Source organism: Pseudomonas sp. NBB, from assembly GCF_032701105.1.
Classification (GTDB): Bacteria; Pseudomonadota; Gammaproteobacteria; order Pseudomonadales; family Pseudomonadaceae; genus Aquipseudomonas; species Aquipseudomonas asiatica.
In genome coordinates, this window is sequence record NZ_CP103994.1 from 5,273,609 (window position 1) to 5,288,295 (window position 14,687).

Here is a 14,687-nt window from a genome sequence, read left to right on the forward strand (position 1 = left end):
ACCTGTGGGAGCGGGTTTACCCGCGAAGAGGCCGGCACTGCCAACACATCACTATCAGGCAAACAATTCACCCTGAATCCGCTCCAGCAGCTTCTGGATTTCCCCCAACCGCTCCTGTGGCGAGTCGAGGGTCAGCAGATCCAGCTTGTCCTCTTCCATGAAGGGCAGCAGGTACGCCAACTGGTTGGCCAACGTCTGGCGCCCGTCCACAGGCCGCGGCATGTCCAGGGCTTCGACCATCGGGTGTTCACCCAGGGCCACCAGCAGCGCCAGCAGGTCTTCGTCCGCCTCGAGCAACGGGCTGTCCGCCTGCTCCGGCAGCCATTGCACCTGCCCCAACAGCAACTGGTCCTTCTGCACCTCGGTGCTTTCCAGGTTGAAGCGCCGCACGCCTTCGACGCGGATACCCAGCAAGCCGTTATCCTGCTGCACGAAGTCACGGATCACCGCCTCGCAGCCGATCGAGGCGACCACCGGCGGCGCCTTGCCGACCTGCTCGCCTTCGAGGATGCACACCACACCAAAACCTTCGCCCCGCTTCATGCAGCGCCCGATCATGTCCAGATAGCGTGCCTCGAAAATCTGCAAATCGAGGAAACAACCAGGAAACAGCACGGTATTGAGAGGAAACAGCGGTAGCGTCATCACAAGTCCTCAAGCCACCAGGCTGACCGCCAGCGGCAGGAACACCGCCGTGGCCACCCCCATCAGGCTCATCGCCAGCGCGGCAAAGGCGCCGCATTCGTCACTTTCCTGCAGGGCCACCGAAGTGCCCACTGCGTGCGCGGTCACGCCCAAAGACATGCCACGGGCCTCGGGGCTATGCACGCCAAAACGGCTCAGCAACGCCGGGCCGAAGATTGCCCCGATAACCCCGGTAATCAGCACGAACACCGCCGCCAAGGCAGCCACGCCGCCAATCTGCTCAGCCACCAGCATGGCGATCGGCGAAGTGACCGACTTCGGCGCCATGGTCATCAGGATCATGTGCTCGGCACCGAACCACCAGCCCAGCAACAGGCAGCACAGCGTAGCGAACAGGCCTCCGACTACCAGCGTAGTAAATGTGGGCCAGAACAGCTGTCGGATACGCCGCAGGTTGAGGTAGAGCGGCACAGCCAGGGCTACGGTGGCAGGCCCCAGCAGGATGTTCATGATTTCGGTGCTCTTGCGATATTCGCTGTAGTCGATGCCACACACCAGCAGCACGCCGATCACCAGCAGCATCGAGACCAGTACCGGCTGCAGGAAGATCCAGCGGGTTTTCTCGTAGGCCGCCAGCACCACCTGGTAGGCCCCAAGCGTGATGCCGATACCGAACAAGGGATGATGAACGACCGCATCCAGTGCGCCTTGCCAGTCGAGCATCATGGCTGCTCCTCGCTCCGGCCCTGACGGTGGATGAGCTTTTGCATCAACACGCCGACGAACACCAGGGTCACCAGGCAGGAGATCAGCAAGGCACCGGCAATGGCCCAGAAGTCGGCGGCGATATCTCTGGCATACACCATCACCCCCACCGCTGGTGGCACCAGCAACAGCGGCAGGTAACGCAGCAGGCTGCTGGCGGCCTCGTTTAGCGGCTTGCCCACCTCACCACGGGCCATGAGGAAGAACAAAAGCAGCAACAGGCCGATGATCGGCCCCGGCAGAAACGGCACCAACAGATGGTTGATTGCCGTCCCCAGCAGCTGGAATAGCACCAGCCAGGTCAAACCACGCAACAGCATAAGCATCTCCCTCGGGCATGGCCGCCATTATAAGCATGTGCCGTCATATACCGATATTCGTCGAAAAACGTGCAACTTGACTGAAACGGTTCGCCGTGCTGATCTTGCACTTTCGTACCAACTGACAATCCGGAGAGTCCGCGATGCCCCATGTACCGGTTACAGAGCTTTCGCAGTACGTTGGTAAGGAACTGGGCCGCTCGGCCTGGCTGAAGATCGACCAGCAACGCATCAACCTGTTCGCCGAAGCCACGGGCGATTTCCAGTTCATCCATGTTGACCCGGAAAAGGCGGCAAAAACCCCGTTCGGCTGCACCATCGCCCACGGTTTCCTGACATTGTCGCTGATTCCCAAGCTGATCGAGGACATCCTGGTTCTGCCGGAAGGGCTGAAGATGGTGGTGAACTATGGGCTGGACAGCGTGCGGTTCATCCAGCCGGTCAAGGTCGACAGCCAGGTACGGCTGAAGGTGGACCTGGCCGAAGTGACGGAAAAGAGACCGAGGCAATGGCTGCTAAAGGCGATTGCCACGCTGGAGATCGAGGGAGAAGAGAAGCCTGCTTATATAGCTGAGTCGCTTTCCCTCTGTTTTGTCTGATGCACCACAGTTTTTTCTGTGGGAGCGGGCATGCCCGCGAAGCAAGCACCGCGGTGAATGGCACGGGCTTCGCCCGTGTTCGCGGGCGCGCCCGCTCTCACAGGGTGCATGCCAGGATTTCAATGTTGTGCAAGGCAGTAGCCCTCACAATGTCCGTGCCCAGCCTCCTCTACAAACCCCCCGCACTCGCGTAAACTGCCAGCCTTCGCGCAGCCTAGGGCTGCCCCTGTCGATTTACCAAAGGTGCCCGCCATGCCCTGGCTGCAAGTACGCCTGGCCATCAGCCCGGAACAAGCCGAAACCTACGAAGATGCCCTGCTCGAAGTGGGTGCCGTCTCGGTCACGTTCATGGACGCCGAGGATCAACCGATCTTCGAGCCAGACCTCAACACCACTCCGCTGTGGTCGCACACCCACCTGCTGGCCCTGTTCGAGGCCGATGCCGACCCTGAGCAGGTATTCGCCCACCTGCGCCTGCTGACCGGCGCCGAGCTGCCCGAGCACCAGGCCGAGGTGATCGAGGACCAGGACTGGGAACGCAGCTGGATGGACAACTTCCAGCCGATGCGCTTCGGCCGCCGCCTGTGGATCGTGCCAAGCTGGCACGAGGCCCCGGAACAGGACGCGGTGAACCTGCTGCTCGACCCGGGCCTGGCGTTCGGCACCGGTACCCACCCCACCACCGCCCTGTGCCTGGAATGGCTCGACGGCCAGCAGCTCGAAGGCGCCCAGGTGCTGGACTTCGGCTGCGGCTCGGGCATTCTGGCCATCGCCGCGTTGCTGCTGGGCGCCCGTGAGGCGGTCGGTACCGACATCGACGTGCAGGCCATCGAGGCTTCGCGCGACAACGCCCAGCGCAACGGCATCGCCGATGAGAAGCTGGCGCTGTACCTGCCCGAGCACATGCCGGCCATGCAGGCCGACGTGCTGGTCGCCAACATCCTCGCCGGCCCACTGGTGTCGCTGGCACCGCAGCTGTCCGGCCTGGTCCGCCCAGGTGGCCTGCTGGCGCTGTCGGGCATCCTCGCCGAGCAGGGTGAGGAAGTGGCCGCGGCCTATGCCGCCGACTTCGAGCTGGACCCGATCGTCGTGCGCGACGGCTGGGTGCGCATCAGTGGTCGCCGCCGCTAAGCGGGCCTAGAATACTTTTCTGCACAGCTCCCGGATTGCCGCATGACCGACAGTTTCGTCACCCAGTGCCCGCATTGCCAGACCAGCTTTCGCGTCACCCACCACCAGTTGAGCGTGGCCCGCGGTGTAGTGCGCTGCGGCCACTGCCTGCAGGTGTTCAACGCCGCCAAGCAGCTGCTGGAGCAGAACCGCGCCGGCGGAGCCAGCGCACCTGCGGTGCCGGCACCGATGCCTGCTGCCCCTGCCGAGCCGCTGGCCGAACCGGTGATCGCACCCGAGCCTGTCGCAAGCGAATCCGGCACCACTCCGGACGAGGACTGGGCGCTCACCAGCCAGGCGCTGGACGCGCTCGACCTCGACATGGAACTGGAGCGCCTGGAGCGCCGCGGCCAACCGGCCTCGGCTCGCCCGGCAAGCCAGGATGACGGCCTGCAGGCGCGGCGTGACGAACTGCACCCGGACGAACATGCCGACGACCTGTTCGGTACGGCAACCGATGAGCCGTTCGAGCCGCAACAGGCGGTAGAACCCACGCCCGTGCTGCGGGAGCCGGAGTCCCTGGAGCTGGACCTGGAACCCGCCCCAGGCGAGCGTACCGAGCCGACGTTAGGTGGCAATCTTGACCTGGACATCGACGACGAACCACCGGTACACAGTACCGCCGCAATCGATGACCACCCCGAATTCAACGAACCGCTGCGGGCCAGCGATGATGAGGCCCCTGTACGGGGCCTGAGCGCCCGCGACGACGAGCCGCTGGAGCTGCACCTGTCGGCGCGCGATGGCGAGCCTGTCGAGCCGCTGCCCGGCGAACGCCTGGAACCAGGCCTTGCCGGCAAAGCCGAGCGCCCGGCGCGCAAGGAGCCGCTGGTCGACGTGGTCGACGACCCGCTGCAACTGGGCTGGGAAAAACCCGCGCCCAACTGGGGCAAGCGCCTGCTGTGGGGCTTCCTGACCCTGCTGGCTGCTGGCTTGTTGGCGTTCCAGTACGTGTGGTTCCACTTCGATGAAATGGCCCGCCAGGACCAGTACCGGCCGCTCTTCCAGCAAGTCTGCCCGTTGGTCGGCTGCGAAGTGCCGACCCGCGTCGATATCGCTCGAATCAAGAGCAGCAACCTGGTAGTACGCAGCCACCCGGACTTCAAGGGCGCACTGATCGTCGATGCGATCATCTACAACCGCGCGCCGTTCGCCCAGCCGTTCCCGCTGCTGGAGCTGCGCTTCGCCGACCTCAATGGCCAGCTGATCGCCAGCCGTCGCTTCAAGCCCAGCGAATACCTGTCCGGCGAACTGGCCGGGCGCGGCGAAATGCCAAGCCAGACCCCGATCCATATCGCCCTGGACATCCTCGACCCAGGGCCGAAGGCCGTTAATTACAGCCTGAGCTTCCGTTCGCCGGAATAACCAGCAGCCCTGTGGGAGCGGGCGTGCCCGCGAACACGGGCGAAGCCCGTGCCATCCATTGCGCCGCCTGCTTCGCGGGCAGGCCCGCTCCCACAGGGGCCGCGCAAGGTCCTGGATCCTCACCCATACCAAAAGTCATAAGCCGACAACTGTTCAGATTTTATCCAAATCCATCTTTATCCGGTCACCGAGAGCGGGTATCATGCCAACCCTTTTTCGAACTCCAAGATTCGGCCCCACAACAGGGATCACCTATGTCGGCGGTACGCATCGGCCCATACACACTACGTAACAACCTGATCCTCGCGCCCATGGCCGGGGTCACGGACCAGCCTTTCCGTACACTTTGCCAGCGCTTGGGCGCCGGCATGGTGGTGTCGGAAATGGTCTCCAGCGACATGAGCCTGTGGAACAGCCGCAAGTCGAGCCTGCGCCGCATCCATGAAGGTGATCCCGAGCCACGCTCGGTACAGATCGCCGGTGGTGATGCGCAGATGATGGCAGCGGCGGCAAAGGCCAACGTCGATGCAGGCGCCCAGATCATTGATATCAACATGGGCTGCCCGGCAAAAAAAGTCTGCAACAAAGCCGCAGGCTCTGCTTTATTGAGAGATGAAGCCTTGGTCAGCGAGATTCTCCACGCCGTGGTCGGCGCCGTGGACGTCCCGGTGACCCTGAAGATCCGCACCGGCTGGGACCGGGCGAACAAGAACGGCCTGAACGTGGCGAAGATTGCCGAGCAGGCCGGCATCCAGGCGCTGGCGGTGCATGGCCGCACACGCGCCGACCTGTACACCGGCGAAGCCGAATACGACACCATCGCTGCCATCAAGCAGGCGGTGTCGATTCCGGTTTTTGCCAACGGCGATATCACCTCGCCAGAAAAGGCCCGGGCGGTGCTGGACGCCACCGGGGTCGATGGCCTGTTGATCGGCCGAGCCGCCCAGGGGCGGCCATGGATCTTTCGCGAGATCGAGCATTACTTGCGCACTGGCGAACACCTGCCAGCGCCGCAGCTGGAGGAAGTGGAACGCATCCTGCTGGAGCACCTGGCCGCGCTGCATGCCTTCTATGGCGATGTGATGGGCGTACGTATCGCCCGCAAGCACGTTGGCTGGTACCTGGCAACACGACCCGGCGGCAAGGAGTTTCGCTCCCGGTTCAACGCTTTGGAAGACACACAAGCGCAGTGCGCCAACGTTCGCGCGTTTTTCAGCGAACGTCGACAGAGCCTTGAGACAGAGGACGGACAAGGGGTGGCCGCATGACGATGATGACCGAGACATTTGTGAGTGGAACAACGCCCGTGAGCGACAACGCCAACCTGAAACAGCACCTCAACACGCCGAGCGAAGAGGGCCAGACCCTTCGCGACAGCGTAGAGAAGGCGCTGCACAACTACTTCGCCCACCTGGAAGGCGCGACCGTGACGGACGTGTACAACCTGGTGCTCTCCGAAGTCGAGGCGCCCCTGCTCGAAAGCGTGATGAACTACGTGAAGGGCAACCAGACCAAGGCCAGCGAGATGCTCGGACTGAACCGAGGCACCCTGCGCAAGAAGCTCAAGCAGTACGACTTGTTGTAAGCCAGAATCCCAACCAGAAAAGGCGGCTCCCTGAACAGAGGCGCCTTTTTTGCTGACTCCACCGCGTTATTGGAACCCGAAATGACCGACCAGACTACCCGCCTGCCAGTCCGCCGCGCCCTGATCAGCGTCTCCGACAAGACCGGTATCCTCGAATTCGCCCGTGAGCTGCAGCAGCTCGGTGTCGAGATCCTGTCCACCGGCGGCACCTACAAGCTGCTCAAGGACAACGGCGTCAATGCGGTGGAAGTGGCCGACTACACCGGCTTCGCCGAAATGATGGATGGCCGGGTCAAGACCCTGCACCCGAAAATCCACGGTGGCATCCTCGGCCGTCGCGGCACCGACGACGCCATCATGAACGAGCACGGCATCAAGCCGATCGACCTGGTAGCAGTCAACCTGTACCCGTTCGAAGCCACCATCTCCAAGCCTGGCTGTGACCTGCCGACCGCCATCGAGAACATCGATATCGGCGGCCCGACCATGGTCCGCTCGGCTGCCAAGAACCACAAGGACGTGGCCATCGTGGTCAACGCCAGCGACTACGCCGGCATCATCGAAGGCCTCAAGGCCGGTGGCCTGACCTACGCCCAGCGCTTCGACCTGATGCTCAAGGCGTTCGAGCACACTGCTGCCTACGACGGCATGATCGCCAACTACATGGGCACCATCGACCAGGCCAAAGAAACCCTGAGCACTGAAGGCCGCAGCGAGTTCCCGCGCACCTTCAACAGCCAGTTCGTCAAGGCCCAGGAAATGCGCTACGGCGAAAACCCGCACCAGAGCGCGGCGTTCTACGTAGAAGCGAAGAAAGGCGAAGCCAGCGTTTCCACCGCCGTCCAGCTGCAGGGCAAGGAACTGTCGTTCAATAACGTGGCCGACACCGATGCCGCGCTGGAGTGCGTGAAGAGCTTCGTCAAGCCGGCCTGCGTCATCGTCAAGCACGCCAACCCGTGCGGCGTGGCCGTGGTACCTGAAGACGAAGGCGGCATCCGCAAGGCTTACGACCTGGCCTATGCCACCGACACCGAGTCGGCGTTCGGCGGCATCATCGCCTTCAACCGCGAACTGGACGGCGAAACCGCCAAGGCCATCGTCGACCGCCAGTTCGTCGAAGTGATCATCGCCCCGAAAATTTCCCAGGCTGCCCGCGAAGTGGTTGCCGCCAAGCAGAACGTACGCCTGCTGGAGTGCGGCGAGTGGCCAGCCGAGCGCGCTGCCGGTTGGGACTTCAAGCGCGTCAACGGTGGCCTGCTGGTGCAGAGCCGCGATATCGGCATGATCACTGCCGATGACCTGAAGATCGTCACCAAGCGTGCGCCAACCGAGCAAGAGATCAACGACCTGGTGTTCGCCTGGAAAGTGGCCAAGTTCGTCAAGTCCAACGCCATTGTCTACGCCAAGCAGCGCCAGACCATCGGCGTCGGCGCCGGCCAGATGAGCCGCGTCAACTCCGCGCGCATTGCTGCAATCAAGGCCGAGCATGCCGGCCTGCAGGTCCAGGGTGCAGTCATGGCGTCGGATGCGTTCTTCCCGTTCCGTGATGGCATCGACAATGCGGCTAAAGTGGGTATCAGCGCCGTGATCCAGCCAGGTGGTTCGATGCGTGATGCCGAGGTGATTGCTGCCGCTGACGAAGCCGGCATCGCAATGGTCTTCACCGGTATGCGCCACTTCCGCCACTAATCAAGATGGCCGGCCGATCCTAGGCAGCTGTGGGAGCGGGTTCACCCGCGAATGCGATGTTGGATTCACCGCCGCATTCGCGGGTGAACCTCCTACAGGGTACGAGGATTGCCGCCAAACAGAGGTTTTGACATGAAAGTTTTGATCATCGGCAGCGGCGGCCGTGAGCACGCCCTGGCCTGGAAAGTCGCCCAGGACCCACGCGTGGAGAAAGTCTTCGTTGCCCCGGGCAACGCCGGCACCGCCATTGAAGCCAAGTGCGAGAACGTCGCCATCGACGTGTGCGCCCTGGAGCAACTGGCTGACTTCGCCGAGAAGAACGTCGACCTGACCATCGTCGGTCCAGAAGCACCGCTGGTCATCGGCGTAGTCGACCTGTTCCGCAGCCGCGGCCTGGACTGCTTCGGTCCGACCAAGGGCGCGGCCCAGCTGGAAGGCTCCAAGGCCTTCACCAAGGACTTCCTGGCGCGTCACAAGATCCCGACCGCCGACTACCAGAACTTCACCGAAATCGAGCCGGCGCTGGCCTACCTGCAGGAAAAAGGCGCGCCGATCGTGATCAAGGCCGACGGCCTGGCCGCGGGCAAGGGCGTGATCGTCGCCATGACCCTGGAAGAAGCCGAAGCCGCCGTGCGTGACATGCTGGCCGGCAACGCCTTCGGCGATGCGGGCTCCCGCGTGGTGATCGAGGAGTTCCTCGACGGCGAGGAAGCCAGCTTCATCGTCATGGTCGACGGCCAGAACGTGCTGCCCATGGCCACCAGCCAGGACCACAAGCGTGTCGGCGACCAGGACACCGGCCCGAACACCGGCGGCATGGGTGCCTACTCCCCTGCCCCGGTAGTCACCGCCGAAGTTCACCAGCGCGTGATGGACCAGGTGATCTGGCCGACCGTGCGCGGCATGGCCGAGGAAGGCAACGTCTACACCGGCTTCCTCTACGCCGGCCTGATGATCGACAAGGCGGGCAACCCCAAGGTCATCGAGTTCAACTGCCGCTTCGGCGACCCAGAAACCCAGCCGGTCATGCTGCGCCTGGAGTCTAGCCTGGTGCTGCTGGTCGAGGCCGCATTCGCCAAGGCGCTGGACAAGGTCGAAGCACAGTGGGACCCGCGCCCGAGCCTGGGCGTGGTACTGGCTGCCGGCGGCTACCCGGGCGACTACGCCAAGGGTGACGTGATCAACGGCCTGGACGCTGCCGCGAAGATCGAAGGCAAGGTGTTCCATGCCGGTACCGCACTGAAGGATGGCAAGGTGACCACCAACGGCGGGCGCGTGCTGTGTGCCACCGCCATGGGCAGCACCGTTGCCGACGCACAGCAGCAGGCTTACCGCCTGGCCAAGGAAATCAGCTGGAACGGCAGTTTCTACCGCACCGATATCGGCTACCGGGCCATCGCCCGCGAACGCGGTGAGCACCAGCAGTAAGTTGTACCGGACGTCCGCAGCGCGCCCCAGCACCTTGCGCCTGCGGCATCCGGCTCGTCGACAGGGCCCCAAGGGGCCTTGCCTTCGACTTGGCGCGCCGCGCATAGTTAGTACCCGGCACCTAGGCTAAGAAGGGATTTCGTAGTGCGTCGGCTTCGGATTGCCTCAGCTCTGATCGTCAGCTTGCTGACCTTGCTCTGCATGTTCCCGGCGGCGGCCGAACATGACGGAGGCTGGGCCGTTATGCTCGACGAACAGGCCAACCTGCAACTGAGCGACGTGCGCTCCGATCGTTACCGCAACCAGTTCAGCCCGCTGGTACTTGCCGACCTGGATGCCGCTCCTGCGGAACAGGCCCTGTGGCTGCACTACCGCCTGGAGCCCGGCGAGCAGGAAAAACTGCTGCGGGTTTTCGCCCCAGACCTTTCTGGCCTGGACCTCTACGCCCTCGAGGGCGACAAGCTTCTGCGTCAGCTGCACCACGGGCGCCAGGCAGGCAATGCCAGCCCGACCCTGCGTGGCAGCGACCATGTACTACCCCTGCCCAACAGCAAGCAACCCCTGGATATCTACCTGCGCCTGGTTTCCGAGCACCAGTTGCGCCCGGCCATCAGCCTGGAGCCTGCGGCCGTGGCAGCCTCCGACCAGCGCCAGCCACTGCTGTTCGGCATGCTGTTCGGCGGCCTGGTGATGCTGATCATGCACAACCTGATCCGCTTCATCTACAGCCGCTCCAGCACCACCCTGATCCTGGCGCTGTACCACGGCCTGATGCTGCTCAGCGGCCTGATCCTGCTGAACCTCAGCGGCCCCTGGTGGCACGTTTGGCATAGCGCGCAAACACCCGCCGCATACCTGACGCTGGTCCTGGCCGGCCTGGCGGGGCTGGGTTTCACCCAGCACTTCTTCTCGCCATGCAACTCGCCACGGCTAAACCGCCTGCTGCAGGGCGAGATGCTGCTGGTCGGGGTGAGCGGGTTGGTGCTGCTGTTCGTCGACACCCTGCCCCTCAACCTGATGACCTACGCCCTGATGGCCCTGGGCAGCGTGAGCATGCTGTTGGTCAGCAGTTACCACTGGTACAAGGGCTATGCGCCCGCACGTCTGTTCAGCCTGGCCATGGTGGTGTTCAACCTCGGTGGCCTGGTGCTGCTGCCAGCGCTACTGGGCCTGACCCGTACCTCGACGCCCTGGCTGCTGTGCATCCTGCTGGGCCTGACCGTGGCCAGCGGCCTGCTGCTCAACCTGGCCGTCAGTGAACGCCTGCGGCGCATTAGCGAGGAGCGCTTCAGCGCCAGCCGCGCACTGGCCGCCAGCGATGCCGAAATCAACGCCAAGGCCGAGTTCCTGGCCAAGATCAGCCACGAAATCCGTACCCCCATGAACGGTGTGCTGGGCATGACCGAGCTGCTTCTGGGCACGCCGCTGTCGGTCAAGCAACGCGACTACGTGCAGACCATTCACAGCGCCGGCAACGAACTGCTGACGCTGATCAACGAGATTCTCGACATTTCCAAGCTGGAATCCCGGCAGATCGAACTCGATGACGTGCAGTTCGACCTCAACGCGCTGATCGAAGATTGCCTGAACATCTTCCGCGCCAAGGCCGAACAGCAGAACATCGAACTGATCAGCTTCACCCAACCGCAGGTACCACGGGTGATCAGCGGCGACCCGACGCGCCTGCGCCAGGCCTTGTCGAGCCTGCTGGAGAATGCCCTGAAAAACACCGACCAGGGCGAGATCCTGCTGGTAGTGGCGCTGGACCAGCGCGGCGAGGTACCGCGCCTGCGCATCGCCGTCCAGGACAGCGGCGAACCGTTGCCGGCCGCTGACCGCGAAGCCTTGCTGCAGGCCGAGTTGCACAGCCACCACTTCCTGTCCAGCAACAAGCTGGGCGGCCACCTGGGGCTGGTCATCGCCAAGCAGCTGATCGGGCTGATGCAGGGCGAGTTCGGCATCAAGAGCAGCACCGGCATGGGCAATACCCTGTGGCTGACCCTGCCGCTGGACCCTTCGCGCCTGGAACAGCCACCGGCCGACCTCGACAGCCCGCTGCGTGATGCTCGCGTACTGGTGGTGGACGACAACGACACCTGCCGCAAGGTGCTGGTACAGCAGTGCAGCGCCTGGGGCATGAACGTCAGCGCGGTCCCGTCGGGCAAGGAAGCACTGGCCCTGCTGCGCACCAAGGCCCACCTGCGCGACTACTTCGATGCCGTGCTGCTGGACCAGAACATGCCAGGCATGACCGGCATGCAGCTGGCCGCCAAGATCAAGGAAGACCCGAGCCTGAACCACGACATCCTGGTAGTGATGCTCACCGGCATCAGCAACGCGCCGAGCAAGGTCATTGCGCGCAACGCCGGGGTCAAGCGGATCCTCGCCAAGCCGGTGGCCGGCTATACGCTGAAAACCACCCTGGCCGAAGAACTGGCCCAGCGCGGCCGCGAGCAAGCCGTACCAGCCAGTTTGCCCGGCATCCCCCAGGCACTGGACCTGCCCGGCGATTTCCGCGTGCTGGTCGCCGAGGACAACAGCATCTCGACCAAGGTGATCCGCGGGATGCTTGGCAAGCTCAACCTCGAGCCCGACACCGCCAGCAATGGTGAGGAGGCCTTGCAGGCGATGAAGGCGCAGCGCTATGACCTGGTGCTGATGGACTGCGAAATGCCGATACTTGACGGTTTCTCGGCCACCCAGCAGCTGCGCGCCTGGGAAGCCGCCAACCAGCGCCAGCGCACCCCGGTGGTGGCGCTGACCGCGCACATACTTGCCGAACACAAGGAACGCGCCCGCCTGGCGGGCATGGACGGGCACATGGCCAAACCGGTGGAACTGTCGCAGTTGCGAGAGCTGATCCAGTACTGGGCCAATCACCGGGAAGCCAAGGTGGATCCTGTGCATAGTTCCTGATCTGAGGCGCCTGTGCCGGCCTTTTCGCGGGTGAACCCGCTCCCACAGGTACTGCATAAGGCCTGAAGGCAATGCTATCCCTGTGGGAGCGGGTTCACCCGCGAAAGGGCCGGTACAGGCTATCAACAGAATCTGCTGATAAACTCTGCCCAGCCATAACTGCCTGGACTAGCCCCCATGCTCCATGAGTTGTTCAGCGTCTACCTGAAAATGCTCGTGCTCTACAGCCCGTTCTTCGTGCTGTCGTGCTTCATCAGCCTGACCCGCGGCCATTCCAGCAAGGAGCGCAAGCAGCTGGCATGGAAGGTGGCCATCGCCGCACTCATCGCCAGTGTCCTGCTGTACCTGTTCGGTCGGGCGATCTTCGGCATCTTCGGCATCACCGCCGACGCCTTCCGCATCGGCGCTGGCAGTGTGCTGTTCATTTCGGCACTGGGCATGGCCCAAGGCAAGTCTGCGGTACAGGCCGACAACGTGCAGCAGGATGTCACCATCGTGCCGCTGACCATCCCGCTCACCGTCGGCCCGGGCACCATCGGTGCACTGCTGGTAATGGGCGTCGGTCACCCGCACTGGGACGACAAGCTGTTGGCCATCATCAGCATCGCCCTGGCCAGCTTCACCGTCGGCCTGGTGCTGTACCTGTCACACCGTATCGAGCGCATCCTCGGCGACCAGGGCCTGCAGATCGTCAGCCGGCTGATGGGGCTGTTCGTCTGCGCCCTGGCTGCGCAAATTATCTTTACCGGTATCAAAGGCTACCTGGCGCCATAGCCATTGCCTAATGCAGGTCGAACCGATACTCCCCTTGTGCATCCTTGGTTTTCATCAATGCCTCCAGCTCATCTCGCTGGTGTTGGAAACGCCCGTTATCCAGCTGCAAGGAAACGCCATTGAACCCGGCTTCCCCCTCCAGCGCCTTTTCGACCAGCAGCATGTCCTGGGGTATGCCGGCGATCGGTGCGTCGAATTGGAAGGTGATACTGCAAAGATCGAGGGTCGGGCCCGGCTTGAGCAAGCCAAGCTCGATCACCAGTTGCGAACCCTGCGTGCTGAACTTCAACTGGTGACGAAAACCTTCGATCGATCGGCCCAGGCCACTTCTTACTGCAGCCAGCACAGCCTCATGACCGATCGAGCGCATCTTCAGCCACGCCTCGAGTGGCTGTATCTGCGCGCTGCGCGCGGGCTGCCCCAGCTGTTTCAAGTCATGCGTACTGGCCAGCTTGATCCAGCCCAGTTGCCGGTATGCCTCGCGATAGGCGTCATACCAGGCTTCATAGTTGTCAAAGCGTGACCCCGCATTCCTGTTGGCCACCAACTGGGCGTAAAGGATGGAGTCGAAGGCAGCCTGGCGTTGAATCTGGCCAGCGTCCGCGCGGTACAGTAATGCAGTCCCGCCAATCAACATCAGTTGTTCAGCTGTTCTGTCCATTGCATTGCCTCGTCACAAAGAGCCGAACAAAGCGGCGTTGCAACAACGCCGCCCTGCAATCAGAAGTCGTACTGGAGAACGTTCTCGACGCTGCGCACGCCGAGTTTGTTTTCCACGGTTTCGCGGACCTTGTCGTAGACGAAAGTGTTGAGGGTGAGCACAGCCATGCCGGCGTAGTACTCGGTCTTGTCCAGCTTCCACTGGATACCCAGGATGTCATCCTCCAGTTTGGGGGCAGAGGCCTGGATGCAGCTCACCACCATGACCACATCGTTGTTGTCGGTTTCGACGCAGGCGGCCATCCCGACCATGCCCCTGACCTTGTTCTTGCGCTTGTGATCGACCACCTTGACGTCATTTTCGACGGTGGTGAGTTTGTCGAAAGCCGCCTTGGCCAGCACACCCAACTTGGTACCACCCAGCACTGCATTGCCGACCGCACCGATCGCCCGTATAGCGACAGCGCCTACGGTGACAGACAACTCGGCAGAGGTTTCCAGCTCGAAGGTGCGACGAGGGATGGTAAAGCCAAGATCACGCATGACATCGATGAACCGGTCGTACCACTCCCTGCTCTGTTTTTCGGCATCGAAGGACTTGTCAGCCACCAAGGTGGCAAAGTGGAAGGCGTTCTTTACGTCATGACGGCTTTGCGAAGACATGCCTGCGCCGCAGGCCAGCAGGTTGCCTTCGACCAGGATGGCTGTGTCGGTCGCAGTGACTTGTGTTTCTGTGGACATGTGGAAACTCCTAGATGGTTGCCCCCCGAG

The 14,687-nt window shown here is 63.0% G+C and carries 14 protein-coding genes; 9 read left to right on the plus strand and 5 right to left on the minus strand.

The genetic code is table 11. The features are described 5' to 3' along the window. Positions 1 to 54 precede the first annotated feature (54 nt). The 3 genes from NY023_RS24400 to NY023_RS24410 are packed head-to-tail and all read right to left on the minus strand — an operon-like array spanning position 55 to position 1,730. Positions 55 to 645 carry an LON peptidase substrate-binding domain-containing protein gene (locus NY023_RS24400; protein ID WP_013974364.1) on the minus strand — a complete coding sequence of 197 codons (591 nt, stop codon included), beginning with the start codon at positions 643 to 645 and terminating at the stop codon, positions 55 to 57. A 9-nt stretch (positions 646 to 654) separates the two neighbouring features. Beyond that, positions 655 to 1,371 (minus strand): LrgB family protein, encoded by a 717-nt coding sequence (locus tag NY023_RS24405; protein WP_013974365.1) that lies wholly within the window; start codon positions 1,369 to 1,371, stop codon positions 655 to 657. Further along, a complete protein-coding gene (locus tag NY023_RS24410) occupies positions 1,368 to 1,730 on the minus strand; it encodes a CidA/LrgA family protein (protein WP_003257558.1) in 363 nt (120 codons plus the stop codon). Before NY023_RS24410 ends, NY023_RS24405 begins: the two co-directional genes overlap by 4 nt. A gap of 143 nt (positions 1,731 to 1,873) precedes the next feature. Between NY023_RS24410 and NY023_RS24415 the strand changes: the two genes are divergently transcribed. From NY023_RS24415 to NY023_RS24455, 9 genes are all read left to right on the plus strand, one after another. Continuing rightward, a complete protein-coding gene (locus NY023_RS24415; RefSeq protein WP_013974366.1) occupies positions 1,874 to 2,329 on the plus strand; it encodes a MaoC family dehydratase in 456 nt (151 codons plus the stop codon). 252 nt (positions 2,330 to 2,581) lie between these two features. Then, the gene (gene prmA, locus NY023_RS24420; RefSeq protein ID WP_024087793.1) at positions 2,582 to 3,460 is read left to right on the plus strand and encodes a 50S ribosomal protein L11 methyltransferase; all 879 of its coding nucleotides are present in this window, start codon (positions 2,582 to 2,584) and stop codon (positions 3,458 to 3,460) included. 42 nt (positions 3,461 to 3,502) lie between these two features. Continuing rightward, entirely contained in the window at positions 3,503 to 4,864 is a 1,362-nt protein-coding gene (locus NY023_RS24425; protein WP_013974368.1) for a DUF3426 domain-containing protein, read from the plus strand. A gap of 254 nt (positions 4,865 to 5,118) precedes the next feature. Then, positions 5,119 to 6,132: a tRNA dihydrouridine synthase DusB gene (gene dusB / locus NY023_RS24430; RefSeq protein WP_013974369.1), complete on the plus strand. Its 1,014-nt coding sequence runs from the start codon at positions 5,119 to 5,121 to the stop codon at positions 6,130 to 6,132. Continuing rightward, positions 6,129 to 6,449, plus strand: a complete 321-nt coding sequence (gene fis / locus NY023_RS24435; RefSeq protein ID WP_012274390.1) for a DNA-binding transcriptional regulator Fis — start codon at positions 6,129 to 6,131, stop codon at positions 6,447 to 6,449. The genes dusB and fis overlap by 4 nt, the downstream gene beginning before the upstream one ends. Positions 6,450 to 6,530: 81 nt before the next feature. Then, the gene (purH, locus tag NY023_RS24440; RefSeq protein WP_013974371.1) at positions 6,531 to 8,138 is read left to right on the plus strand and encodes a bifunctional phosphoribosylaminoimidazolecarboxamide formyltransferase/IMP cyclohydrolase; all 1,608 of its coding nucleotides are present in this window, start codon (positions 6,531 to 6,533) and stop codon (positions 8,136 to 8,138) included. A gap of 132 nt (positions 8,139 to 8,270) precedes the next feature. Continuing rightward, positions 8,271 to 9,566, plus strand: coding sequence for a phosphoribosylamine--glycine ligase (purD, locus tag NY023_RS24445; protein WP_013974372.1), 1,296 nt, complete (start codon positions 8,271 to 8,273; stop codon positions 9,564 to 9,566). 144 nt (positions 9,567 to 9,710) lie between these two features. After that, complete coding sequence (locus tag NY023_RS24450) at positions 9,711 to 12,482, plus strand: hybrid sensor histidine kinase/response regulator (protein ID WP_044047161.1); 2,772 nt, start codon at positions 9,711 to 9,713, stop codon at positions 12,480 to 12,482. Positions 12,483 to 12,659: 177 nt separating this feature from the next. Beyond that, complete coding sequence (locus NY023_RS24455; RefSeq protein WP_013974374.1) at positions 12,660 to 13,256, plus strand: MarC family protein; 597 nt, start codon at positions 12,660 to 12,662, stop codon at positions 13,254 to 13,256. A gap of 7 nt (positions 13,257 to 13,263) precedes the next feature. Here NY023_RS24455 and NY023_RS24460 read toward each other — a convergent pair whose 3' ends face one another. Together NY023_RS24460 and NY023_RS24465 are read right to left on the minus strand one after the other, a co-directional pair. After that, on the minus strand, positions 13,264 to 13,917 hold the full coding sequence (locus NY023_RS24460) for a hypothetical protein (RefSeq protein WP_013974375.1): 654 nt from the start codon (positions 13,915 to 13,917) through the stop codon (positions 13,264 to 13,266). Positions 13,918 to 13,976: 59 nt separating this feature from the next. After that, positions 13,977 to 14,657 (minus strand): hypothetical protein, encoded by a 681-nt coding sequence (locus tag NY023_RS24465; RefSeq protein WP_013974376.1) that lies wholly within the window; start codon positions 14,655 to 14,657, stop codon positions 13,977 to 13,979. Between the last annotated feature and the right edge of the window lie 30 nt (positions 14,658 to 14,687).